We start from the raw sequence: 23,061 nt of genomic DNA, 5'->3' as shown, positions 1-23,061 counted from the left end.
AAGTGACGACCTTAAGGTTCTTGCTTATCGGGCTACTGGTTGTAAGTGGAGCGGCGACATGGTTTATGGTATACGATTCTTTGGCAACCATTAAAAATCAGCCTTTGACAGTGCAGACGCATTCATTGAAAAAGAATGTGGAAGAAGAACCACTTTCCCTTATTATTCAGGACTCCAAAGATATTCCTGCGTTTCATTCCGGCGACTATGGTTTAACCTATCAAGACGTCTATGAACTTCACGCAGAAAATCAGCGTGTATCCATAGATGAGCTGCTTACCTATGTAGAAAGAAAAAAGAATGAAAGATAAAAAAACTCCGCTTGGCAGCCCAAGTGGAGTTTTTCTTTTTTATGCAATACTTTCCGATCTTTTGCTTCTCGGCATCAGGTTTCCAATTGCCATTCCAATCAAAGCACCGATGATGGCAGGAACTAACCAGCCTACGCCAACACTGTAAAATGGAAGAACACTAAAAATATCTTGTAGGAATGTAATATTGATATTCGCAATGGCCAATCCATCGACGAAGCTTATGAATCCCGTAAACAGTAATGCAAAGCTATATACATACGATTCATTTTTCCAGCGATAGAAGGATAAGAGAATCAATACAATCGCCAGTGGATAAATCATGATCAGCACAGGCAGTGAGAATGCGATAAGCTGATTTAATCCGAAATTCGCCACAATCAAACTGAAAATGCTTAATATCGCAACGAATGTTTTATAGGAGATGGAAGGAAACACTTTTACAAAAAACTGGCTTGTCGCGGATACTAATCCAACAGATGTGGTCAGGCAAGCAAAGGTAATGGCAAGTGCAAGAATAACAGTACCTAATGAACCGAACAGATAGCTTGCAGAGCCTGATAAAATTTGTCCCCCATTATCCGCAGCACCAACAACATTCGTACTTGTGGCTCCCAGATAGGAAAGTCCGCCATATACCAAGGTCAATCCGATTGCTGCAATGAACCCAGCTTTCATGCAAAGGGAGGTAATGGTTTTTTTATCTGTAACCCCTTTGTCCTTGATGGCAGAAATCACGACAATTCCGAAAACTAATGCTGCAATGGTATCCATTGTAAGATACCCTTCCAAAAATCCTTTGAAAAATGGAGAATTCGCATATGCTTCAGAAGGTTTCTGAAGCTCTCCCATAGGGGTCACGATGCTTTTAATAACCAATATTCCAATTACCCCTAATAGAAGGGGTGTCAGTATTTTACCGATTCGATCAACAAGCTTGGTTGGGTTCAGTGCTAGAAAATACGTTATAGCAAAAAATCCAATTGTATAGAAGAATAAAGGCCAGCCCACCGGATTAACGGATTCCGGTAAAAATGGAGTAGCACCAATTTCAAAAGCTACCGTACCAGTTCGTGGAATTCCGAAGAATGGTCCAATTGCCAAGTACATAATGATAGTAAAAATAATTCCGAAAATTGGGTTTACACGATTAGCAAGTGTCTGCAGGTCTCCACCGGTATATGCTATCGCCATGACACCGAGTAGCGGCAATCCGACTCCGGTAATTAAAAATCCTATAACGGCCATACCTACACTAGTCCCGGCTGCCTGCCCCATTAACGGCGGGAAAATCATGTTTCCGGCTCCCAGGAATAGTGCAAAAAGCATTAAGCCTAATATGAGAATATCCTTATTGGAATATAGTTTATGTTGCATAAGTGAACCTCCTGATGACAAGAAATAATGAATACGTTTACATACTATCATAGTTTTGCTGAAATTTGTCGAATAACTTAAAAGTTAGACAATTCGATATATTAGAAAAACATTTACTAATCGTAACACAGAAAAGGATGAATAAAAAGTGAGAACAGTTTCCAGTAGAAAATGTCTGTTTTCACGAATGGATATGACCTAATCTTTTCCCTATTTGTAAAGTGTGCTAACATTAATATTTGCTTAGATGAAATAATTATCAGTGAAATACTTGCATCCCAAGCTGGAGGATTTATGATGATCTATTTGGATAATAGTGCGACAACAAAACCTTATAAAGAAGTGTTAGATTCCTATATAGCTGTATCCACCAATTATTTTGGCAACCCTTCCTCTCTTCATTCCCTAGGGGGAGAAGCGGAAAAGCTGCTTCATCATTCCCGTGAGGTGATAGCATCCCTACTGAAGGTGGAGCATAGGGAAATCATCTTCACATCCGGTGGAACTGAGAGTAATAACCTGGCAATAAAAGGGTCTGCCCTCAGCAAAAAACATCTCGGTAACCATATCATCACAACCTCAGTCGAACATCCATCTGTCACCAATGCGGTGGAGGACCTAAGGAAAGAAGGATTTGAGGTAACGATTCTACCGGTAAATGGGGAAGGAAGAGTTTCCCCGGAACAAGTGGAAAAAGCGATGAAGAAGGAAACGATTCTTGTTTCCATCATCCATGTAAATAATGAAACGGGAGTCATCCAGCCTATTGAGGAAATAAAAAAAGTGGTTAAACAGTTTCCTCACGCAAGTCTTCATGTGGACCATGTGCAGGGGATAGGAAAAGTTCAACTGAATATGGAGGGAATCGATTTATGTTCCATCTCCTCCCATAAATTTCATGGACTAAAAGGGAACGGGGTATTGGTTGTCAAGCAGGGGGTAAAGTTGCATCCCCTCTTTAGTGGAGGAAATCAGGAATGGACGCTCCGTTCGGGTACAGAAAATGTTGCCGGGATTGTGGCGATGACCAAGGCATTAAGAATGACCATGGAACTCAGTGAAAAGCGTTTGGATTCCATTCAAAGCCTGAAAGAGTATTTGATGAACGAACTGACTGAGAGGAAAGAGCTTGCAGTCAATACACCTTCCCATGACTCAGCCCCGCATATCGTCAATTTTTCCGTTCCGAAAGTGAAATCGGAAGTGTTGGTGCATGCACTTGGTGAAAAGGGGATTTTCGTATCAACAACTTCCGCCTGTTCCTCCAAGCGAAAGGCACCAAGTAAAACACTTTCTGCAATGGGGCTCTCGAAGGACCGCTCCGAGACGGCAATCCGTATCAGTATGACCTTCGAATCAACGAAAGAAGAGCTTGATATATTTTTAAAAGAAGTAGCTAAAGCAATCGACACAATAAAACAGGTAACGAGGTAGAAAATGATGAATTATGACCACATTTTGATCAGGTATGGGGAAATGTCCACTAAAGGTAGAAACAGAAAACAGTTTGTTCAAAAGCTCAGTTCGAACATCCTGGATAAAGTAAAAGACTTCCCTAAAGTTGGAATCGAAAAAAGCAGAGATAGAATGTTTATCAAGCTGAACGGGGAACCGCCGGAGCCAATCATTGAAAAGCTTCAACGTGTATTCGGAATCTACTCATTCAGTCTTGCAGTAAAAACAGCAACGGAGCTTGAAGATATGAAAAAAGGAGCGCTCTATGCCTTAAAAGCATTGCCTTATGAGGGTAAGACTTTTAAAGTAACGGCAAAAAGAGCGTACAAAAAGTTTGAACTCGATACAAACGGGTTGAACCATGCGATTGGATCTCATCTATTGATAAACACAGAAAATCTGAAGGTGAATGTCAAAGAACCAGATATAAATGTCAGGGTGGAGGTACGCGAGGATGCCACTTATATTACCTGTAAGGACATTTTAGGAGCAGGTGGCCTGCCGGTTGGTTCGAGTGGAAAAGGCGTATTGATGCTCTCAGGTGGGATTGATAGTCCGGTTGCGGGATATCTCGCGATGAAGAGGGGAATCGAGCTGCAAATAGTACACTTTTTCAGCCCTCCCTACACAAGTGAACGCGCAAAGCAAAAGGTGATCGATCTGGCTGAAAAACTGACAGAATTCGGTCCTTCCATCAATCTGCATATCGTTCCATTCACTGACATCCAGGTTGCCATCCAAAAGCAGATTCCTGAAAACTACACCATGACCTCCACGAGAAGATTCATGCTGTTGATAGCAGATAAGCTGCGTGAGCAAGAAAAAGGACTTGCAATCATAACAGGTGAAAGCCTTGGTCAGGTTGCAAGCCAGACCCTGCAGAGCATGGTAGCCATCAATGAAGTCACAAGTACACCGATTATCCGTCCATTGATTACGATGGATAAAACGGAAATCATGGAGATTGCGGATAAAATAGATACATTGGAAATTTCCAATCGCCCATATGAAGACTGTTGTACCATTTTCACTCCCGCTTCACCGAAAACGAAGCCGAAAGCAGAAAAAATCAACTTCTATGAAAGCTTTTTTGACGTGGAACAGATGGTAAAAGATGCGGTTGAAAACACTGAAAAGCTTAAAATAACGGGAAAATCAGATAAAGAAGACAGTCTTTTCAAGGAACTATTTTAAAGGCTGAAAACCTGTGAACAATTACCATTTTTAAAACATGAATGATGCCATGTGTTTTTACACATTCTATATTCACAAGGAGGTGAAAACACATGGCAAACAACAGTTCAAACCAACTAGTTGTACCTGGTGTACAACAAGCTCTTGACCAAATGAAATACGAAATCGCTTCTGAATTCGGAGTTCAACTTGGTCCTGATGCAACTGCTCGCGCTAACGGTTCCGTTGGTGGAGAAATCACTAAGCGCTTAGTTCAAATGGCTGAGCAAAGCTTTGGTGGCGGTTACCAAAAATAATAAATATAAATGGCTACGAGGTGGGGGCGACCCCACCTTTCTTATATTCTCTGGAGGTGTTTGTTTATGAAAGAGCAGAACCAGGTGGAAAAGCAGCAAAAAAAGCAAGGCCGCAAACGTCGGAGTGAGCCAAAACACGCAAAAAAATCAAATGAACAGTAATTGAATGGTGGCGCCTCCTTTGGAGGGCGCTATTTTTATGTATAAGAAGTGAGAGTTGGAATCGACACATATTTATTTAGTGCCTTTTCTGGACTAAAACTGTATTTAATCCTTTGTACCCATTTTTTAATCCAGATAACTTCATATTTAATCCAGTAAACTACATTTTTAATCCAACAGACTCTTTTTCCGATCCAGGATATCCGATATTTAATCCTAAACAATTATTCATTGACTCCTATCCATTGCTCAACATTTAAATTAACATGATAAAATTCCAACAAAATAATTCAAATTATTTAAAAAATTTTGTAAGATAGAGGTAGTACTAATACAAAGGGGATGACTTCATATGTTGAGAGAGGAATTATTGGCACCAGAAAAGTACAACCTTGTTCAGGAAGTGGAAAAGTTTGCACAAGCTGGTGAAAAGCTTGCACTGATCTGGGAAAGCGAGCAAGGGGAAAAAGATCAGGTTACATATCAGGAATTAATGAAAGCTGCAAATAAAATTGGAAACGCTTTACTTGCCGAGGGACTGAAAAAAGGGGATGTTGTCCTTCTGATGATGCCTAGACTGATTGATTCCTATAGAATCTACCTTGGTGCATTGAAAGCCGGCCTGGTTGTGATTCCATGCTCTGAAATGCTGAGGGAAAAGGACTTATCCTATCGAATTGAGCATGGGGATGTGAAAGGGATCATTACGTACCATCCTTATGTGGAACAGGCTAATAAACTAGAGGAAGTGGGCAGCTTGATCCGCTTCAGTGTAGGAGGATTCAATGATGCAGGCTGGAAGGATCTCCAAGACGAGATGGAGAAACAATCCGACACCATGCCTTTCGCTGAAACTTCCAAAGACGACGTGGCTTTCCTTTCCTATACATCAGGAACTACAGGGAACCCGAAAGGTGTTGTCCATACACATGGCTGGGCCTATGCGCACCTTCGCACAACATCCAAACATTGGCTGGGAATCGAGGAGAATGACGTGGTTTGGGCAACGGCGAGCCCAGGTTGGCAAAAATGGATCTGGAGTCCATTCCTTTCTACACTTGGTTCAGGTGCTACAGGGTTCGTTTATCATGGGAAATTTGATCCTAACACTTATTTGAAGCTCCTGGAAAAGTACGAAGTGAATGTCCTCTGCTGCACACCGACAGAGTACCGGATCATGGCGAAGGTGGATAATCTGGATGCCTATTCGCTGCCGCATCTCCATAGTGCTGTATCCGCAGGGGAACCGCTTAATAGAGAGGTTATCGACACGTTCAGAAGGCATTTTGAAATTGATGTAAGGGACGGTTATGGGCAAACGGAGAATACTCTTTTGATTGGTGTTCTGAAGGGGATGGAAATCAAATCGGGCTCCATGGGGAAACCGACTCCAGGAAACAGAGTTACCATCATCAATGATAATGCCGAGGAATGTGAGGTAGGTGAAGTAGGGGATATCGCGGTGCATATCGAGACTCCTGCACTGTTCAAGCATTACTACAAAGATCCGGAACGTACGTCAGGACAATTTAGAGGGGAATATTACATTACAGGTGATCGGGCGAAAAAGGACGAAGAGGGCTACTTCTGGTTTGAAGGGCGCAGTGACGATATCATCATCAGTTCAGGCTATACGATTGGACCATTTGAAGTGGAGGATGCACTCGTGAAGCATCCATTTGTCCGTGAATGTGCGGTGGTTGCAAGCCCGGATGAAATCAGAGGAAGTGTTGTCAAGGCTTTTGTCGTTCTGCAGGATGGTGCAGAAAAAGAAGAGGCTAAATTGACCAAGCTTTTGCAGGAGCACGTCAAAGAGCTTACAGCACCATATAAATATCCTCGAAAGATAGAGTATGTGGCGGAATTGCCGAAAACGACATCAGGTAAAATAAGAAGAATCGAATTGAGACAAAAGGAATCGGCATCAAAAGCAAAGTAAATAAGGTTGGCGGGTAATGGAACCATTACCCGCCTTTGTTCTGCATGCAGTTCTTTTGTATAGGACCCTTACAAATGATAATCTGAAACTATAACCTTAAAAACTTACATAGGAAAAGGGGCAAGAAAGTATATGGGAGAAATATGGTTTGGGGGCAAGATTTATACCCTTGTGGAAGAAGGCCAAACGGTGGAAGCGGTCTACACGGAGAATGGAGTAATTAAAGAAATTGGGGCTGCAAAAGAGCTGACCCAGAAATATGCTGCTGCTGCTGCGAAAAGGGATCTTCAAGGAGCGGTGATGTACCCTGGATTTACCGACAGTCATATGCATCTGATCGGACACGGGGAAAAACTGCTCCGCTTGGATTTATCCGAAATGACATCCGCACAGGAAATGAAAAAGGAGCTGTTCGAAAAAGTTGCTGACACCCCCGTTGGAGAATGGATTTTTGGAGAGGGATGGAATGAAAACAATTTTATCGATCGAAAAATCTTTCATCGTGCAGAACTGGATGAAATCACATCCAGCCATCCGATGATCCTATCGAGAGTATGCCGTCATGCGGTACTCGTAAATTCCAAGGCATTAGAGCTCGCAGGAATCACGAAGGATACCGAAAATCCTCCTGGAGGCGTTATTGTGAAGGACGAGCAAGGTGAGCCCACAGGATATCTATTGGATCAAGCACAGGAGCTGGTCAAAGCGGTCATTCCGAAAGCGACAGAAGAATATTTGTATACCGCACTGAAAAAGTCGGTTCAGGATTGCCTGAGACTTGGCCTGGTAGGGAGCCACAGTGAGGATCTAAGCTATTACGGCAGTTTCCACAAAACGTACGGTGCATTTGTCAATCTGATTGAACGTGACAAATGCAAATACAGGGCACATCTTCTTGTGCATCATGAGGTTGTAGATGATATGCATGAATTCGGCCACCGCTATAAAGATTCCACAGAATTTATCACGCTTGGTGCGATGAAGATTTTTGCCGATGGTGCGCTTGGGGGAAGAACAGCACTTTTAAGCAGGCCTTATAATGATGCACCTGAAACCTCTGGGGTGGAGATCCATTCGAAAGAACAGCTGGAGAGGCTTGTCAAAAAAGCGAGGGATTACGGGATGCCAGTTGCGGTACACACGATCGGAGATCTGGCTTTTGAATATATTTTGGATGTAATCGAGCTTTATCCTGCACCAGCAGGGGAAAGGGACCGTCTCATCCATGCACAGATTTTAACAGAGAGTTTGATTGAGCGTGCGAAAAAGCTCCCTATCATCCTGGATATTCAGCCCCGGTTTGTCGCAACGGATTTTCCTTGGATTATTGAACGGCTTGGAGAAGAGCGCCTGAAATACAGCTATGCGTGGAAAACGCTGCTTGATGAAGGGTTGATATGCGCAGGTGGATCTGATGCTCCAATAGAGCCGGTAGATCCGTTGCTCGGGATACATGCCGCTGTCACAAGGCAGGTGCCATCCGACCCGGAACAAACGGTGTATCTACCGGAGCAGTGCTTATCGATGTATGAAGCCATCCAATTATTCACGAAAGGAAGTGCCCAGGCCATTGGCGAGGAAGATAAGCAAGGTCTGATCAAGGAAGGGTACTATGCGGATTTCACGATACTGGATAAAGATCTGTTTCAGATTTCGGCTGATGAAATACTGGAGACCAATGTAAGGATGACGGTCGTGGACGGAACTGTTATGTATCAAAAGTGACATGCCGCTAAAACACCCCACTCCAGATATGATGGAGTGGGCTGTTTTCCTTATAGGAAAGTACGTTTCACTTTTTCCCAGAATGAATTGTCCTTCAGTTTTACCGTTTTGATTTTCTGGTCGGTCAATTGGATATCGAGTTTTTCGACATGACGGATACTCAAGGCTTCGTTGTCGATACCGATAGTCGGGTAGTCATTGCCGTCCTGGACCACTTTTAGAGTCAGCTTTCTTGCGCCAGCCATAATGAATGGCGAGCCAAGTGTACGATAGCTGTTATTGTTGATCGAAGCAAGCTCGCTTACCTGGAAGCATGGCAGCATCGGGTCCACAACCGCTCCATGTACGGATTTATTGTACGCGGTGCTTCCGGTCGGTGTGGAAACAATCATGCCATCTCCACGGAATGTTTCGAAATGGAGGTCGTCTATGTAAACATCGATTGCAAAGGTTTTGATGATGGCTGATCTAATCGAACATTCATTCAGGCAATAAAACTTGGACAAATCATCCACTGTCACTTGAATAGTAGGGTATTTTCTAACTTCAATCTGTTCATTTGTCATAGCTTCCACCATTTTATCGGTTTCGTCTATATGAAAATCGCAATAGAAGCTTGACGAATATTCCGTAGTAATACCTGCGTACAGGCAATCCTCCTTGAAGCCAGTTTTTTGGACAGCCTGCAGGAACGTCCCATCTCCTCCGACGGCAACAATGATGTTGGCTGTCCGGTAATCTTTTACCACCTCAAAGTTATTGGCTTCCGCTAACAGCTGCAAGTTGTTCACCTTTGTTTCAAGGTCCTGCTCTTTTTTGTAAAAAAAATACATTTTACGGCGCTCTGTCATCTTTTTTCCTCCTCTGATTAATAATTAATGGTGGAAAATCAAAGGATAACCAATAATCATTATCCTTTTCGTTTTGTTTTTAGTACAATTCTATATTGTGAATAGTTTATCATTTTCATGAAACTTTTTGAAAGAATTTAACGTAGTAGTACTGTACACACACTTTAGGAGGTTTTAGCATGAGCGGAAAACGGTGGGCAGCATTAGGTATAGCCTCATTGCTATTTTTGGTATCAATCGTGACGAATATGACTGCTAGCGCAACGGAAAGCAGTGAGTCACTGTCAGATTTTTTTGGAACAGACACAGGATTTGTTGAAAAAGTGGTGGAAGAGGGCAACCCGGACCGCAAGCTTTTAGTATTGGAAGTGAATGGCGCCATTCAAGACCTGGGGGAAGATGTGACATCCATTTTTCAAACCGCAGGCTATAATCATCGCCAATTCTTGAGAATGCTTGAACAGGCAAAGGAAGATGATTCAATCAAAGGAATTGTGCTTAGGGTGAACACGCCAGGTGGCGGGGTGTCGGAAAGTGCGGAAATACATAAAAGATTGATGGAAATCAAAGAAGAGACGAAAAAGCCGATTTATGTTTCCATGGGAGCGATGGCCGCTTCCGGTGGTTATTACATCGCGGCTCCTGCTGATAAAATTTTTGCAACCAATGAAACGATTACCGGCTCCATCGGTGTCATTATGCAAGGTGTGAACTACAAGGAGCTTGCAGAAAAGTATGGTGTGAAATTCGAGACCTTTAAAAGTGGGCCTTATAAGGATATCATGTCCCCAACAAAGGATATGACGGATGAAGAGCGCCAAATTCTGCAAACGATGGTTGACAATATGTACGACCGCTTTGTCAACGTTATTGTCGAGGGTAGAGAAATGAGTGAGGCAGAGGTGCGCAACATTGCAGATGGCCGCATCTACGACGGCCAGCAGGCCAAAGACATCAATATTGTTGATGAAATAGGTTATTTCGAGGATGTCGTGGACGCTATCAAAAAGGATCATAAATTAGGAAGCGTCCAAGTGATCCAGTATGAAGAAAATGTAGGGCTGGGCTCCCTCTTCAGTATGAATGCCAGCTCCCTACTTAAACCGGATTCTGAGATGCAGATGCTTGCGAAGCTCATCAACCAGCCTAACTCCCCAAGACTGATGTACTTGTATGCGGACTAGGAGGGTGGAAGAATGAGAGAAGAATCAAATAGAACAGAACCGGAAATGAATACGGTATCTGAAAATAAGAATGAGAATGTAGAAGAGATTCATGTGGAGAACGTCGAAGAGGAGCTTGTGCACGATTCCTATCCTAGTGCAGGCGTAGTAAATAACACCATTTTTAAGTCTCCGCCTGAAAGACCTGTATATCGGTTTGCGGGCTTCTGGATGAGACTGTGGGCATTTCTCTTGGACGGAATCATTATTTGGAGTATTGGCTCCATATTGATTGTTCCGCTATTTAGGGTGCTTGGACTTTCTACGGGAGAGAGCTCCATGTTTTCGCCGGCCGCTATTGCGACGACCATTGTCTTTTATGCCTACTTTATCCTGATGACCAAATACTTTAAGCAGACGCTGGGTAAAATGGTATTTGGACTGAGAGTAGTCGATCTTGCGGAGGAAAAGCTATCCTGGAAGACGGTCTTGTTCCGTGAAGGGATCGGGCGATATATTGCCGGTGTTTTTGCGCCTATCACCTTTGTAGTCTATCTGGTTGCCGCTTTCACGAAAAAGAAGCAAGGAGTGCATGACCTCTTTGCTGATACTAGTGTTGTTCATGAAAATTGATGATAAACCTGCAGGCTTGAAGCTTGCAGGTTTATTTTTTTTGCCCAAGGAGATAATGATTGTTGACGGAAAGGGCGTGAGTATATTGATTTGGATTGGTATTTTAGCTGGAATCGTCCTTCTACTATTTTTATTGATATTTTTCACTAAAATCACGGTCCATTTTTATTATCATCACCAGCAGGATGATGACGAAATGATAATCCGCTTAAGCGCCTGGTTTGGGCTTATTCGTTATACGATAGATGTCCCATTAATAAAAGTGGACAAGGAGACGGCCTCCATTGAAGTGAAGGAAGAGACTCATATGGGGAAGGATGGGGAGACGAAGGAGAAGGATAAAAAGTATTCCCCGGAGGAAATACTCAACAGCTTTCGTGACACCTATGAACTGGTGAGACATGTGGTGGGAATCCATAAAATAGTAAGAAGGTTTTTATCAAAAATGGAAATCAAGGAATTCGAATGGCACAGTAATATCGGCCTTGGGGATGCTGCACATACCGGAATGGTTGTTGGTGCGGGGTGGACGCTAAAGGGTGGGTTAGTCGGCTTTATGAGCCATTATACCAAATTGCAGACACAGCCGGTTCTCACTATTACCCCCTACTTTCAAATGATGGTCTCTCAAACTCTGATTAAGTGTATGATTCGTTTTCAAATCGGGTATGCTATTCTAGCAGGAATAAGAACCGTTAAATATTGGAAGGGCGGGAGGCCAAAATTCAAGACTCGTCCTTTATCCATGCTCTCTAAAGAAGAAGATAGACAAGAATCTATGTAAGTGTAAAGAAGGAGGATCTATATGTCCGAACATCCTATTAAAAGTCTGATGACGACCGCAATGGAAAACTTGAAAGATATGATTGATGTGAATACCATCATAGGTGATCCTGTTGAGACACCTGATGGAAGTGTCATCCTTACCGTGTCGAAGGTGGGATTTGGATTCGCAGCAGGGGGAAGTGAATTTCAAGGCACTTCTTCTTCAGGTCAGGAAAAGCATGACGGCGGCAATGGCCAGCAACAGCAGTCTAAGCTTCCTTTTGGTGGAGGTAGCGGTGGTGGAGTTTCCATTACGCCTATCGCCTTCTTGATTGTCAGCTCTTCAGGTGTGAAAATGCTCCATCTTGATGAAAGCACACATCTCTACGAGCGCATTCTGGATCTTGCTCCACAAGCGGTGGAAAAAGTGCAGCAGATGATGAACAGCAATAAAAAGAATCAAAACCAGCATTCCAATCACAACTCCTATTCAGATCACAAACAGGATCTGGACTTTTAAGAAGTTGGCTGCTTAGCAGTTGACTTCTTTTTTTATGGCTCTGTTAAACACCGCTGTTGATTTCCGCAAAAGGCTGCGCTTTCCGCGGGGCTGACGAGAGCCTCCTCGGCTTCGCCTGTGGGGTCTCTCACTAAACGCCATCTCCCGCAGGAGTCTCCGCCTTTTGCTCCAATCAACAGCTAGATTCTTGTTAAATCAACACTAGAAAGTAACAGAGCCCCTTTTAAAAAGTGATTATGGAGGGTGATTAATTGCAAAACACCCCCAACAGGGCTATTATTAACATTGTACATAACTTATAAGGAGTGAACATTTCATGGCAAACGTTACATTCAAAGGGAACAAAATGACTTTAGTCGGAAGCGAAGTTAAAGTTGGGGATAAGGCGCCTAATTTTTCCGTACTTGCAAACGATCTATCCCCAGTGACTCTTGAAGATTCCAAAGGTTTCAAGCGATTAATCAGTGTAGTTCCATCTATCGACACAGGTGTATGTGATGCACAGACCCGCCGTTTCAATGAAGAAGCTTCTAAATTGGATAACGTAAAAGTAATCACTGTCAGTATGGATCTGCCTTTCGCTCAAAAGCGTTGGTGTGCTGCCAGCGGACTTGATAACGTACAAGTTGTTTCCGATCACCGTGATGCATCATTTGGTGAAGCGTATGGCGTGTTAATGCAAGAACTTCGTTTATTGGCTCGTTCTACTTTCGTAGTCGATTCAAATGATACTGTAACTTATGTGGAATATGTTGGTGAAGGAACAGATCACCCTGACTATGATGCAGCTATCGAAGCTTTAAAAGCTGCTGAATAATTTATTGTCTTATTTGGCATCGATAGGAGCAGACTGTGGAATATGCAGTCTGCTTTATTTTTTTGCTTGTCGGAGCTGGTCAAGCCGCTTGCACTTTTAGGGCAACGCTAGTTAAAATAAGTATACTCATTAAGGAAAGAAGAATAGGAGTGTCAGAATGTCCATTACCAAATTGGAAAACACATTTAGTTTATTTGATACAACCGCGCAGATTTTGCAGGAGGAATTGGGGTGCACGTACTTGGAGGCACTTGCGGAAACGGCCGAGAATATGTTTCACGGGGACGTAATCCAGGAAGAAGTATCGGAAGTGACAAAGCGCCGCCTCACAAAGGAGTATGACAAGTTGAAGCTGCAGTCACTAAGTAAGGAAGAAATCCGTAAAGGATTCCAGCTTGCCATTCTAAAAGGCATGAAGGATGCGGCTCAGGTTCATCATCAGATGACTCCCGATGCCATTGCCATATTTATGGGTTATCTTGTAGGGAAATTCACTTCCCAAGAGCAGCAGCTGACACTTCTCGATCCTGCTGTTGGTACAGGAAACCTGTTGACTGCTGTGCTTAACCATCTGCAAGGGAAGAAACTTGAAGGTTTCGGAATTGATGTAGACGATCTTCTAGTAAAGCTTGCTTATAATAATGCCAATCTGCAGGAGCAGTCCATCAATCTATTCAACCAGGATAGCTTGGGTAATTTATATCTGGAGCCTGTGGATGTCGTGGTTAGTGACCTGCCAGTTGGCTACTATCCGAACGCGGTGAATGCTGCCAACTTCCAGCTGAAAGCCTCGGAAGGCCATTCCTATGCGCACTATCTATTTATTGAACAGAGCTTGAAGTATACCAAATCAGGTGGATACCTCTTCTTCCTTATTCCCAACTCCATGTTCGAGGACGAGGATGCACCAAGATTGAATTCTCTTATCAAGGAAGAAGCGTATATCCAAGGGATGCTGCAGCTGCCCGAATCCATGTTCCAGAACATTAAGCACGGAAAAAGCATCCTGATCCTCCAGAAAAAAGGCATAGGAGTGGAAAAGCCGAAAGAGGCACTGCTTGCCAGTCTTCCAAGCTTCTCCAACGTTCAGGCGATGGAGCGGATGATGGGGCAGATCAATCAGTGGTTTACGGAAAAAAACACCTCCAAATAAAGGTGACTCTATTCAGAAAATAACGAATATATAAGGTAAGCGTTACCATTAAGGGAAGGCTCTTGCAATTGAATTATGACGGTGTTTAAATGAAAAAGGTATATATAATGAACGTGCATTGCACAAGCTAGGATAGAGTATGGTCACCCTAATTTCAAACGAAGAGTGACAATATAAAAGGAGTTGTACGTAACGTCATGTCAAAAGTTATTGCGATAAATGCAGGTAGTTCTTCTCTTAAGTTCCAACTTTTCGAAATGCCAAGTGAGAATGTTATTACAAAAGGGCTAGTGGAACGTATCGGTTTAAATGATGCAGTATTCACTATTTCCGTGAACGGTGAAAAAGTAACAGAAATCACAGACATTCCGGAACATGGAGTAGCGGTTAAAATACTATTGAGCAAACTGATAGATTTGGGTATCATACAAAGCTTTGACGAAATTACAGGAATCGGCCACCGCGTCGTGCATGGTGGAGAGAAATTCAATGATTCCGTCCTGATTACGGATGAAGTGCTAGGTCAGCTTGAAGAGCTTTCCGAATTGGCCCCTCTTCATAACCCTGCAAACATCGTTGGAATAAAAGCCTTCAAGGAAATCCTGCCGAACGTTCCGGCAGTTGCTGTTTTTGATACGGCATTCCATCAGACGATGCCTGAAAAGTCTTTCTTGTACAGCTTGCCATACGAGTACTATGAGGATTATGGTGTACGTAAATATGGTTTCCACGGAACTTCCCATAAGTATGTATCAGAGCGTGCAGCGGAGCTTCTTGGCAGACCGGTTGAACAGCTTCGTCTGATCTCCTGCCATTTAGGTAATGGTGCGAGTATCGCTGCTATCGAGGGCGGTAAATCAATCGATACTTCCATGGGCTTCACACCATTGGCTGGTGTAGCGATGGGAACTCGTTCCGGTAATATCGACCCGGCTTTAATTCCATTCATTATGGAGAAGACAGGAAAAACGGCTGACGAAGTCTTGGATGTATTAAATAAACGCAGTGGTATCTTAGGGGTATCCGGTTTCTCCAGTGACTTGCGTGATATCGAGTCTTCTGCAAAGGAAGGTAATGAACGTGCGGAACTTGCTCTTGAAGTGTTTGCAAGCCGTATCCATAAATACATCGGTTCTTATGCTGCAAGAATGTTCGGTGTGGACGCCATCATCTTCACAGCTGGTATCGGGGAGAACAGTGATGTAATCCGTGCTCGTGTACTCCAGGGCCTTGAATTCATGGGCGTATACTGGGATCCGGCATTGAATAAGGTACGTGGTAAAGAAGCATTCATCAACTACCCTCATTCACCGGTAAAAGTAATGGTCATCCCTACAAATGAAGAAGTAATGATCGCAAGAGATGTTGTAAAAATAGCACTATAAAAATGAAAGCCTGAGTCTGGATATTTCTCCCGACTTGGGCTTTTTTTTACAGTCTGCTTCTATGCTATAATGGTACTAATCATAAATGAGAGTGAGGGGAAGACAGTGTCTGTCATATCCAGCGAAGAACAATGGAAACAAAGAATAGCAAATTGGGAGCATACCCTTTATTCATATGAACCATCACAGTTCAGCACCACAGTGGATTATTGGTTGGACCTGGCATTTGAATACCTGCCGGAGGACACCAAAGATATGTTCTTTTCTCAAATTGACACCTGGCTATTCCACTTACACGGTTTTATCCAGCAATCTTCCTTTCAGCAGCAGGCCGAAGAACGGATCTTGAAAATGGCCCAAAGCTATAAAGAGGATGTGGAAACGATTGAAGACATCCAGACTTTGACTCTAAGCCAAAAAGCTTTTATTGCAGAACAGCAGATTGCCAAGCAAAAGCTGTACTCCGTTATCCAGGGAGGGATGACCGGTACTGGCAAGCTTTCTACACTTGCAGTGGATATTCCAGCTTTTGCAGCATTGAATATTCGCACAACCCAGCTGATTGCGTTATCATTCGGTTACCGTGCCAGCACACCTTATGAAATGGTGAAGGCGCTGCAGCTGTTCTACTGTGCTACCATTCCGAAAAAATATCAATTTGAGCGGTGGCAGTCACTGACAAAAGATCTTGGACAGGAAGAGGATCTCTATTTTGACACTATTTCGGAAAAGGACCATCCCACCGTTTGGCTCCAACAGCCTTTGTTTCACCTTGTAAAACTATTATTTGTCGTGTTGCTTGGCCGTAGGAAAGTGAATGGCATTCCTATTATAGGCATGGTGGCAGGTGCGGGCACCAATTATTATTGGACAAAAGAAGTCTCTCAATTTGCCCATCATTACTATGTGATGCGCCATCTTTCTGTGAACAAATAATTCAAAAAAGACCGGCATTCAAACCTAGTTTGAGTGCCGGTCCTTTTATTTTCAGGCGTGCAGACGATCTTGTGATACATGCTGATTCATGCGATACCAAAGCCACAGATCATTGATCACACTTGCTAGTTCCGCAATATCTGAATTCAATTGGCAGGACCGTTCAAAATTGGATTCGTTATTCAACCTTTCCTGCTTTTCGTTGATCTCATTTTCCAATTCCTTGATTCTGTCCGGGATCTTCCCTCTGATTTTTTCCCATTCCAATAGAATATTCTGCTGGATTTCTTTGCTGTATTGATTCCAATCCATCTCCAATTCCGGCAAGGGAATCCCTAATCGTTCATTTTGTCTAAAAGAAAACATGACGACAACATCCTTTTTCTCCTCGTTTTCTTTATTGTATAACAAGCGAGTTCAACAATCTATGAAAAGGAAATATCTGCTTCCCGCTTTTATCGCCGTACGACAAGTACATCGCAATTTGCATGGCGTACAATCTTTTCAGAGACACTGCCACTAACGAGCCTTTCAGCAAAATTCATATCCGAGGAACCACAAACCATAAGATCTATTTGATGATCTTCTGCAATTTCATTGGGCAGCGTCTGTTTGGGAGAGCCAAACTCCATGATGGTTTTCACGGTGTGGACGCCTTTCTCTTTTGCCTCTTCCCCGTAATCACGCAATAGCTCTCTTGCATGTGCTTCCGCCTCTTCAGTCATTGTCACATCATATGCCTCCAACGTTGCAATGGACCTGATATCAATGACATGTGCAATGAAAAGTGCTGCATTATTTTGTAAACAGAGATGAATAGCTTTATGAAAAGCCGATTTTCCTTCTTCGGAACCGTCGATTGCAACAAGAATATTTCTATATGATTCATCCATCTTGATCAACTCCATTCTCTTTTATACTATTTTTTACCACATTTAAAAGAATGATAAACGAGGAAAGCTATCATGGTAAAAAGAGATGAGAAAGGTGGATGAAAAAGTATGAAAGATAAAGATCCAAAAGAGATATTTTCTTATGACGATGAAGCGGTAAATCAAGTGCATAATCAAATTACGGATGCCTACTCAAGTGGAGTGGTAGGGGACCAGTACAGCCAGAATGCCTATCAGCCGACAGAAGAAGAGCCGAACAAGCAAGAGGGACAATAATTTTTCTATAAAAAAGGTGCAGGCAACTATGCCGGCACCTTTTTGAGTAGTTTCTTGATCAATACATATAAGCAGCCTGTAAACAGAAATGATAAAAATCCTGGAGAGAAGGGTTCAGGCAGCAGAAAATAGAGTAGGATACCTGCAACAATACAATAAAATGCGGCTTTGTTGTAGGTGGGTAATGTATGCTCCGCGTTTATTTTTAATTTTTTGATGAACAGAAAATCTGTTACAATCACAGCGGATAAAGGAATAACAAAGGCACCTATCAGGGATATATAGTCTTTTGCCTGTTCCACGAGTTCAGGTGTCAGGGAAAGTAGAATGCCTGCCACCCCGAAGATCAGCGAACTCTTTAATCTTCCTAGTTCCGGAAGAGAATTAAGCAGGCTGAAGCCTCCCGTATAGGCGTTGCTTAGGTTGATGGAAATCATCGAGACCATCGCTGCGCCAAGGATAATTGAGCCATATACAGCAGAACCGGTCATTTCGCTTGTAGCGATAAAGGGGTTCAAAGAGCCGTTCAGACTCGCTGTAAATGCCCCGAAAAACGCCGTGAGGATAAATCCTGAAACATTACCGGCATAGAGTCCCCAGAAACCTTGTTTAGCAGTGATGGCATATCTGGTCATATCCGAAGAGGCAGATACACCAGAAACGTACTGTACAAAAGCAAGGCTTGCAAAGAAAACCATCATCGACAGATCCCATGACCCCTCACTGGCAGCCAGAATAGGTTTGTCAGACAGTTCTCTTATTAATAGAAAGAACATTAGAATCTGTCCTGTCAGCAATAATGGCATGAAGTATTTCGTCGCTTTCTTCACTGCTTCGAACCCGACAAGTGCCAACAGCGTCATAATGGATGCGAGGAACATGGCAATGACAGCAAAGGGAATGGAAGCCTTAAGGAACCGTTCCAATAGGAATTGCACCACCAATGCGCCTCCAATGGTTTGTACCGAAAACCAGTAAAGCGATGTGATCGTTCTTAATGGGGAAGAGACAAATCGTGCACCTTTTACGCCGATAATCGATCTGATCGCAAACTGTGAAGGTATGCCACGTTCCGCTCCAGGCAATGATAGGAAGGACACAAATAGGAAAGCAAGTGCGGCCCCGACAATCGTGGACAGAAATGCAGCCTTAAAGCTCAAGCCGCCCTCAATGACCGCCAATGCCGGGACGAGAAAGTTTCCTGCATTAACGGAAAATGCTATTTGAATGATCATATACTCATACCATTTGGTTTTTCTTAGATCCTGGGGCACTGCTTCCAGTCCGAATTTTTCAACTCTTGTGTGACGAAGAGGTACGGTGTTTTCTAAATTTGCCACGACGGTGTTCCCTTCTTCCCGCTTAAATGATGTTAGTTTCATTTTATCGCATGTTGACAGCTTAAATGTTGTAAATTTTTTTATTCTGCATGAAAATAGAGAGAGACTTCAGTTTAAGGGGGAATCCTGTTTTGCGTCATGCTTTGATAACAGCTGGTTCCAAAGGACTAGGAAAGAAAGTATCTGAAATGCTTTTAGAAAAAGGCTGTACTGTTTCCATCAATTTCCGAAGTGACATGGACGCGGTTGAAAAACTAAAAGAGAAATGGGCTCATTATGGAGAAGACCGACTTCATTTCTTTCAAGGGGATGTGACGAAAAAAAAGGACATGGAACGATTTGTTACAGAAGCTGTCCATAGATTCGGTCGCATCGATTACTTGATAAATAATGCAGGACCTTATATTTTTGAACGGAAAAAGCTCGCAGATTATACCGAAGATGAATGGTATGAGATGCTAGAAGGCAACTTGAGTTCGGTATTTCATTTATTTCGCCATGCCATTCCGATCATGAGAGAGCAGAAGTTTGGGAGAATTGTTACTTACGGGTTTCAAGGAGCGGAATCCTCACCAGGTTGGATCTATCGTTCCGCTTTTGCAGCTTCGAAGGTGGGATTGGTGTCCCTGACAAAATCCATCGCCATTGAAGAGGCAGAGAATGGAATAACCGCTAATATGATATGTCCAGGAAATATTGTAGGGGAAATGAAAGAGGCGGATATCGCGTATTCACGAGGCATTGCAGATGACCAAACCCCAGTGGGACGTTCGGGAACCGGGGAAGATATTGCACGGGCCATTCTTTTCTTATGTGACGATGATTCAGATATGATCACAGGGGCAGTAATGGAAGTTACAGGGGGAGTGGATGTCATCAATCGGTACCGCTAGAGTGCCTCCGATTACACCACTCGCTTGTCCGAATTATTTGTCAATTAGAATAATTCGGAGATTAGTAAAGCGCTTACATGAAGTTGCAGAAAATGGTTTTACATTTTCTTTTTTAATGTTATATTAATTACGTCTTTGTGATTATATGAAGGAGGTATTTGATTCATGCGTATTGGAGTGCCTAGAGAAATAAAGAATAATGAAAACCGTGTAGCCATGACTCCAGCAGGTGTTGTGAACCTTGTTGGATTTGGACACGAAGTATACATAGAAAAAGAAGCAGGTATGGGCTCGGGTTTTATGGACGAGCAGTACGTGCAGGCTGGAGCTAAAATAGTTGATACAGCTGAAGAAGCGTGGTCCATGGATATGGTCATGAAAGTAAAGGAGCCGCTTCCTTCCGAATACGGTTATTTCCGTGAAGGATTGATTCTTTTCACTTATCTGCATCTGGCTCCAGAACCTGAATTGACAAAAGCGCTTATCGACAACAAAGTGGTCGGGATTGCGTATGAAACGGTTCAGCTTCCAAACGGTTCCCTGCCGCTATTGACTCCAATGAGTGAGGTTGCAGGACGCATGGCAACGCAGATCGGAGCACAGTTCCTTGAGAAAATCAAAGGCGGTAAAGGAATCCTTCTTGGAGGTGTTCCAGGTGTGCGCCGCGGTAAAGTAACCATCATCGGTGGTGGAGTTGCCGGTACAAATGCTGCAAAAATGGCTATCGGTCTTGGAGCGGATGTCACGATCCTTGATTTGAACCCGGACCGTCTTCGTCAGTTGGATGATATCTTTGGAAAAGACATTCAGACTTTAATGAGTAACCCTTTGAACCTGGAAATAGCAGTAAAGGAATCCGATCTAGTTATCGGTGCCGTTCTTATTCCAGGAGCTAAAGCACCAAAGCTTGTATCAGAAGAAATGATTCAATCTATGGGTGCCGGTTCCGTTGTAGTCGATATCGCTATCGACCAGGGCGGGATCTTTGAGACAACGGATCGCATTACAACGCATGATGATCCAACTTATGTGAAGCATGATGTTGTGCATTATGCAGTAGCGAACATGCCTGGAGCAGTTCCACGTACGTCGACTATTGCATTGACCAACGTAACAGTGCCGTATGCCGTGCAAATCGCCAACAAAGGCTACAAGCAGGCATGCTTGGACAACGAGGCGCTATTAAAAGGTATCAATACCTTGAATGGTTTTGTAACCTATGCCGCTGTTGCCGATTCTCATGGTTTAGCTTACGAGAGCGCAAGCACATTATTATCAAAAGCTTGATAAGGAAGACCGGACACGGTGGAACCCCACTTGTTCGGTCTTATTTTATGGCTCTTTTCGTAAAGATTGTTGTTTTAAGTATAGGGCTGGGCTAAAGATAAGGTGTCAACATTAAACTCCCTGTTGGTCTCCGTTCCAGGCGTTCGCTTATCCTAAGGCTCCCATCCGTCACCGGGGAATCTTGTGTACCTCGCTGCAATCAACGGGCTACATTTGATGCTTACATTTTATCTAAATAGCAACTATAAATGCGAAAAGAGCCTATTTTATAAAGCAAGGATGAAAAAAATGAACCTTTTTACGGAACGAGCTATTATGATTATGAAACAGATTCCTGCTGGTAAGGTGATGAGCTATGGGCAGGTTGCGGCTTTGGCGGGAAGCCCAAGAGGCGCTCGCCAGATTGTGCGGATTCTTCACTCCATGAGCAGGAAATATGATATTCCTTGGCATCGTGTCATCAATGCAAAGGGTGAGATTGGATTCAAGGATGAGGGACAGCTGTTTGAACAGAAAAGAAGATTGGAAATGGAGAAAGTCGTGATTGATGAAAATAACAGAATCGATTTGAAAAAATACCGTTATCTTCCAGATGGACTGTTTTTCTAAAATAGTTAGAATAGTTATAATAGTGGATCATTATAAAATATATTAACCTCCTTCATTAAGTGACCGATATAAGTTAGGTACACTAGTTGAAGGAGTTTTTTTATGAAAAATAGCCGTTTTTTTATTCTTTTGATTACTATATTACTATTATTGGGAGGATGCTCCAAGCCTGAGATTACTGTTGATATGAAGGATACGGTCAGTGTCGGAATCATGCTGTCAGATGTGGGATTGGGAGATCAGTCCTTCAGTGATGCAGCGTTTACGGGACTAGTCCGTTCCAGGGATGAATTGGGGATTGTTTTTTCCTATAAGGAGCTTTCGGAAACAGGCTCATATGAAAAAGGACTTCGGGAATTGGTGGAAGAAGATCATGACCTGATTGTTGGTTTAGGGTTCATGGTACAGGAAGATCTGGAAAAGGTCGCCTCTGATTATCCAAAACAGAAATTTCTATTGGTTGATTCAGTTTCCGAGCTACCAAATATCACATCCATAACATTCAAAGAAAATGAAGGAAGCTTTCTGGCTGGTGTTTTGGCTGCCCAAACTACCTCCTCCAAGAGATTGGGCTTCGTTGGGGGAGCAGATGTACCGCTAATCCGAAAATTCCTTTCCGGATTCGAGCAAGGGGCGAAAGCAATCGACCCTAGTATTGAAGTAGTAGCCCATTTTGCCAATGATTTCGGTAATAGCGAATTAGGGTCACAGCTTGCAAAAAAGTTAATGGATGAAAATGTGGACGTTCTCTATGCAGCTGCTGGCTTAACCGGTGTAGGTGTCCTACAAGAAGCCCAAAGCCAAGGTAAGCTTGCTATTGGAGTGGACAGCGATCAGTTCTTTTTTGCTGAAAAGGCCGTTATATCCTCCATGATGAAGAATGTGGACATCGCATTATACAATGTCATAGAAGAATATACGAAAAGCTCGGAGATACCTTCAGGAACCATTGAATTAGGCTTGGTGGAAGGTGGAGTAGGTCTTGCGCCGATCAGGGTCATCCCATACTCCACTATCGATCAGGAAGAGTTGGAGGAATGGAAAGAAAATATCATGGACGGAACGGTTACCGTAAAGTGAG

General features: G+C 43.1%; 24 protein-coding genes. 19 read left to right on the top strand and 5 right to left on the bottom strand.

What is annotated here, in order from left to right; genetic code table 11:
* Positions 1-2: 2 nt before the first annotated feature.
* The gene (locus ACFVAD_RS17525; RefSeq protein ID WP_386642904.1) at positions 3-311 is read left to right on the top strand and encodes a hypothetical protein; all 309 of its coding nucleotides are present in this window, start codon (positions 3-5) and stop codon (positions 309-311) included.
* Between the two features lie 39 nt (positions 312-350).
* Here the strand turns inward: ACFVAD_RS17525 and brnQ are convergent, their stop codons facing one another.
* The gene (brnQ, locus tag ACFVAD_RS17520) at positions 351-1,688 is read right to left on the bottom strand and encodes a branched-chain amino acid transport system II carrier protein (protein ID WP_386642901.1); all 1,338 of its coding nucleotides are present in this window, start codon (positions 1,686-1,688) and stop codon (positions 351-353) included.
* Between the two features lie 297 nt (positions 1,689-1,985).
* Between brnQ and ACFVAD_RS17515 the strand changes: the two genes are divergently transcribed.
* The 5 genes from ACFVAD_RS17515 to ACFVAD_RS17495 all read left to right on the top strand — a co-directional run bounded on the left by ACFVAD_RS17515 (position 1,986) and on the right by ACFVAD_RS17495 (position 8,459).
* Positions 1,986-3,122, top strand: a complete 1,137-nt coding sequence (locus tag ACFVAD_RS17515) for a cysteine desulfurase family protein (RefSeq protein ID WP_386643131.1) — start codon at positions 1,986-1,988, stop codon at positions 3,120-3,122.
* Positions 3,123-3,128: 6 nt separating this feature from the next.
* Positions 3,129-4,337 (top strand): tRNA uracil 4-sulfurtransferase ThiI, encoded by a 1,209-nt coding sequence (gene thiI, locus ACFVAD_RS17510; protein ID WP_386643129.1) that lies wholly within the window; start codon positions 3,129-3,131, stop codon positions 4,335-4,337.
* A 92-nt stretch (positions 4,338-4,429) separates the two neighbouring features.
* Complete coding sequence (locus ACFVAD_RS17505) at positions 4,430-4,633, top strand: alpha/beta-type small acid-soluble spore protein (protein ID WP_047972144.1); 204 nt, start codon at positions 4,430-4,432, stop codon at positions 4,631-4,633.
* 514 nt (positions 4,634-5,147) lie between these two features.
* Positions 5,148-6,734 (top strand): acyl-CoA synthetase MbcS, encoded by a 1,587-nt coding sequence (gene mbcS / locus ACFVAD_RS17500; RefSeq protein WP_386642898.1) that lies wholly within the window; start codon positions 5,148-5,150, stop codon positions 6,732-6,734.
* Positions 6,735-6,866: 132 nt separating this feature from the next.
* The gene (locus tag ACFVAD_RS17495; protein WP_386642895.1) at positions 6,867-8,459 is read left to right on the top strand and encodes an amidohydrolase; all 1,593 of its coding nucleotides are present in this window, start codon (positions 6,867-6,869) and stop codon (positions 8,457-8,459) included.
* Positions 8,460-8,509: 50 nt separating this feature from the next.
* On the opposite strand, the gene ACFVAD_RS17490 is transcribed toward ACFVAD_RS17495, so the two are convergent.
* On the bottom strand, positions 8,510-9,310 hold the full coding sequence (locus ACFVAD_RS17490) for an NAD kinase (RefSeq protein ID WP_386642892.1): 801 nt from the start codon (positions 9,308-9,310) through the stop codon (positions 8,510-8,512).
* 179 nt (positions 9,311-9,489) lie between these two features.
* Here ACFVAD_RS17490 and sppA point away from each other — a divergent pair, with 179 nt between their 5' ends.
* From sppA to ACFVAD_RS17450, 8 genes are all read left to right on the top strand, one after another.
* The gene (gene sppA, locus ACFVAD_RS17485) at positions 9,490-10,494 is read left to right on the top strand and encodes a signal peptide peptidase SppA (protein ID WP_386642889.1); all 1,005 of its coding nucleotides are present in this window, start codon (positions 9,490-9,492) and stop codon (positions 10,492-10,494) included.
* Positions 10,495-10,506: 12 nt separating this feature from the next.
* Positions 10,507-11,106 (top strand): RDD family protein, encoded by a 600-nt coding sequence (locus ACFVAD_RS17480; RefSeq protein ID WP_386642886.1) that lies wholly within the window; start codon positions 10,507-10,509, stop codon positions 11,104-11,106.
* Positions 11,075-11,890: a DUF2953 domain-containing protein gene (locus tag ACFVAD_RS17475; RefSeq protein WP_386642883.1), complete on the top strand. Its 816-nt coding sequence runs from the start codon at positions 11,075-11,077 to the stop codon at positions 11,888-11,890. Before ACFVAD_RS17480 ends, ACFVAD_RS17475 begins: the two co-directional genes overlap by 32 nt.
* Before the next feature lie 21 nt (positions 11,891-11,911).
* Positions 11,912-12,391, top strand: a complete 480-nt coding sequence (gene ytfJ, locus ACFVAD_RS17470) for a GerW family sporulation protein (RefSeq protein ID WP_386642880.1) — start codon at positions 11,912-11,914, stop codon at positions 12,389-12,391.
* 316 nt (positions 12,392-12,707) lie between these two features.
* The gene (gene tpx / locus ACFVAD_RS17465; RefSeq protein WP_386642877.1) at positions 12,708-13,208 is read left to right on the top strand and encodes a thiol peroxidase; all 501 of its coding nucleotides are present in this window, start codon (positions 12,708-12,710) and stop codon (positions 13,206-13,208) included.
* 157 nt (positions 13,209-13,365) lie between these two features.
* Positions 13,366-14,361, top strand: a complete 996-nt coding sequence (locus ACFVAD_RS17460; RefSeq protein WP_386642874.1) for a class I SAM-dependent methyltransferase — start codon at positions 13,366-13,368, stop codon at positions 14,359-14,361.
* A gap of 197 nt (positions 14,362-14,558) precedes the next feature.
* Complete coding sequence (locus ACFVAD_RS17455; RefSeq protein WP_386642871.1) at positions 14,559-15,746, top strand: acetate kinase; 1,188 nt, start codon at positions 14,559-14,561, stop codon at positions 15,744-15,746.
* Positions 15,747-15,851: 105 nt separating this feature from the next.
* On the top strand, positions 15,852-16,682 hold the full coding sequence (locus tag ACFVAD_RS17450) for an EcsC family protein (protein ID WP_386642868.1): 831 nt from the start codon (positions 15,852-15,854) through the stop codon (positions 16,680-16,682).
* A gap of 51 nt (positions 16,683-16,733) precedes the next feature.
* On the opposite strand, the gene ACFVAD_RS17445 is transcribed toward ACFVAD_RS17450, so the two are convergent.
* Together ACFVAD_RS17445 and ACFVAD_RS17440 are read right to left on the bottom strand one after the other, a co-directional pair.
* Positions 16,734-17,048, bottom strand: coding sequence for a hypothetical protein (locus ACFVAD_RS17445; protein WP_386642865.1), 315 nt, complete (start codon positions 17,046-17,048; stop codon positions 16,734-16,736).
* A gap of 89 nt (positions 17,049-17,137) precedes the next feature.
* Positions 17,138-17,575: a universal stress protein gene (locus tag ACFVAD_RS17440; RefSeq protein WP_386642862.1), complete on the bottom strand. Its 438-nt coding sequence runs from the start codon at positions 17,573-17,575 to the stop codon at positions 17,138-17,140.
* A gap of 108 nt (positions 17,576-17,683) precedes the next feature.
* Between ACFVAD_RS17440 and ACFVAD_RS17435 the strand changes: the two genes are divergently transcribed.
* A complete protein-coding gene (locus ACFVAD_RS17435) occupies positions 17,684-17,851 on the top strand; it encodes a hypothetical protein (RefSeq protein ID WP_386642859.1) in 168 nt (55 codons plus the stop codon).
* A 26-nt stretch (positions 17,852-17,877) separates the two neighbouring features.
* Here ACFVAD_RS17435 and ACFVAD_RS17430 read toward each other — a convergent pair whose 3' ends face one another.
* A complete protein-coding gene (locus ACFVAD_RS17430; protein WP_386642856.1) occupies positions 17,878-19,191 on the bottom strand; it encodes a purine-cytosine permease family protein in 1,314 nt (437 codons plus the stop codon).
* A 131-nt stretch (positions 19,192-19,322) separates the two neighbouring features.
* Here ACFVAD_RS17430 and ACFVAD_RS17425 point away from each other — a divergent pair, with 131 nt between their 5' ends.
* The 4 genes from ACFVAD_RS17425 (at position 19,323) to ACFVAD_RS17410 (ending at position 23,060) form a co-directional block, all read left to right on the top strand.
* Positions 19,323-20,084: an SDR family oxidoreductase gene (locus tag ACFVAD_RS17425; protein ID WP_386642853.1), complete on the top strand. Its 762-nt coding sequence runs from the start codon at positions 19,323-19,325 to the stop codon at positions 20,082-20,084.
* Between the two features lie 165 nt (positions 20,085-20,249).
* Positions 20,250-21,371: an alanine dehydrogenase gene (gene ald / locus ACFVAD_RS17420; protein ID WP_386642850.1), complete on the top strand. Its 1,122-nt coding sequence runs from the start codon at positions 20,250-20,252 to the stop codon at positions 21,369-21,371.
* A gap of 288 nt (positions 21,372-21,659) precedes the next feature.
* Entirely contained in the window at positions 21,660-21,980 is a 321-nt protein-coding gene (locus ACFVAD_RS17415; protein WP_386642847.1) for an MGMT family protein, read from the top strand.
* Positions 21,981-22,082: 102 nt separating this feature from the next.
* Complete coding sequence (locus ACFVAD_RS17410; protein WP_386642844.1) at positions 22,083-23,060, top strand: BMP family lipoprotein; 978 nt, start codon at positions 22,083-22,085, stop codon at positions 23,058-23,060.
* The last annotated feature ends 1 nt before the right edge of the window (position 23,061 follow it).

Origin of the sequence: Sutcliffiella sp. NPDC057660 (assembly GCF_042800035.1) — a bacterium.
In the GTDB taxonomy this organism is placed as follows: Bacteria; Bacillota; Bacilli; order Bacillales; family Bacillaceae_I; genus Sutcliffiella_A.
The sequence above is the reverse complement of the archived record's forward strand: the minus strand, read 5'-3'. Positions and strand labels throughout refer to the sequence as shown.

Bases quoted from the DNA above. Each gene is read 5' to 3' on its own strand.
- brnQ (WP_386642901.1), bottom strand. From the start codon at position 1,688: ATGCAACATAAACTATATTCCAATAAGGATATTCTCATATTAGGCTTA.
- ACFVAD_RS17515 (WP_386643131.1), top strand. From the start codon at position 1,986: ATGATCTATTTGGATAATAGTGCGACAACAAAACCTTATAAAGAAGTG.
- thiI (WP_386643129.1), top strand. From the start codon at position 3,129: ATGAATTATGACCACATTTTGATCAGGTATGGGGAAATGTCCACTAAA.
- ACFVAD_RS17505 (WP_047972144.1), top strand. From the start codon at position 4,430: ATGGCAAACAACAGTTCAAACCAACTAGTTGTACCTGGTGTACAACAA.
- mbcS (WP_386642898.1), top strand. From the start codon at position 5,148: ATGTTGAGAGAGGAATTATTGGCACCAGAAAAGTACAACCTTGTTCAG.
- ACFVAD_RS17495 (WP_386642895.1), top strand. From the start codon at position 6,867: ATGGGAGAAATATGGTTTGGGGGCAAGATTTATACCCTTGTGGAAGAA.
- ACFVAD_RS17490 (WP_386642892.1), bottom strand. From the start codon at position 9,310: ATGACAGAGCGCCGTAAAATGTATTTTTTTTACAAAAAAGAGCAGGAC.
- sppA (WP_386642889.1), top strand. From the start codon at position 9,490: ATGAGCGGAAAACGGTGGGCAGCATTAGGTATAGCCTCATTGCTATTT.
- ACFVAD_RS17480 (WP_386642886.1), top strand. From the start codon at position 10,507: ATGAGAGAAGAATCAAATAGAACAGAACCGGAAATGAATACGGTATCT.
- ytfJ (WP_386642880.1), top strand. From the start codon at position 11,912: ATGTCCGAACATCCTATTAAAAGTCTGATGACGACCGCAATGGAAAAC.
- tpx (WP_386642877.1), top strand. From the start codon at position 12,708: ATGGCAAACGTTACATTCAAAGGGAACAAAATGACTTTAGTCGGAAGC.
- ACFVAD_RS17460 (WP_386642874.1), top strand. From the start codon at position 13,366: ATGTCCATTACCAAATTGGAAAACACATTTAGTTTATTTGATACAACC.
- ACFVAD_RS17455 (WP_386642871.1), top strand. From the start codon at position 14,559: ATGTCAAAAGTTATTGCGATAAATGCAGGTAGTTCTTCTCTTAAGTTC.
- ACFVAD_RS17445 (WP_386642865.1), bottom strand. From the start codon at position 17,048: ATGTTTTCTTTTAGACAAAATGAACGATTAGGGATTCCCTTGCCGGAA.
- ACFVAD_RS17440 (WP_386642862.1), bottom strand. From the start codon at position 17,575: ATGGATGAATCATATAGAAATATTCTTGTTGCAATCGACGGTTCCGAA.
- ACFVAD_RS17435 (WP_386642859.1), top strand. From the start codon at position 17,684: ATGAAAGATAAAGATCCAAAAGAGATATTTTCTTATGACGATGAAGCG.
- ald (WP_386642850.1), top strand. From the start codon at position 20,250: ATGCGTATTGGAGTGCCTAGAGAAATAAAGAATAATGAAAACCGTGTA.
- ACFVAD_RS17415 (WP_386642847.1), top strand. From the start codon at position 21,660: ATGAACCTTTTTACGGAACGAGCTATTATGATTATGAAACAGATTCCT.
- ACFVAD_RS17410 (WP_386642844.1), top strand. From the start codon at position 22,083: ATGAAAAATAGCCGTTTTTTTATTCTTTTGATTACTATATTACTATTA.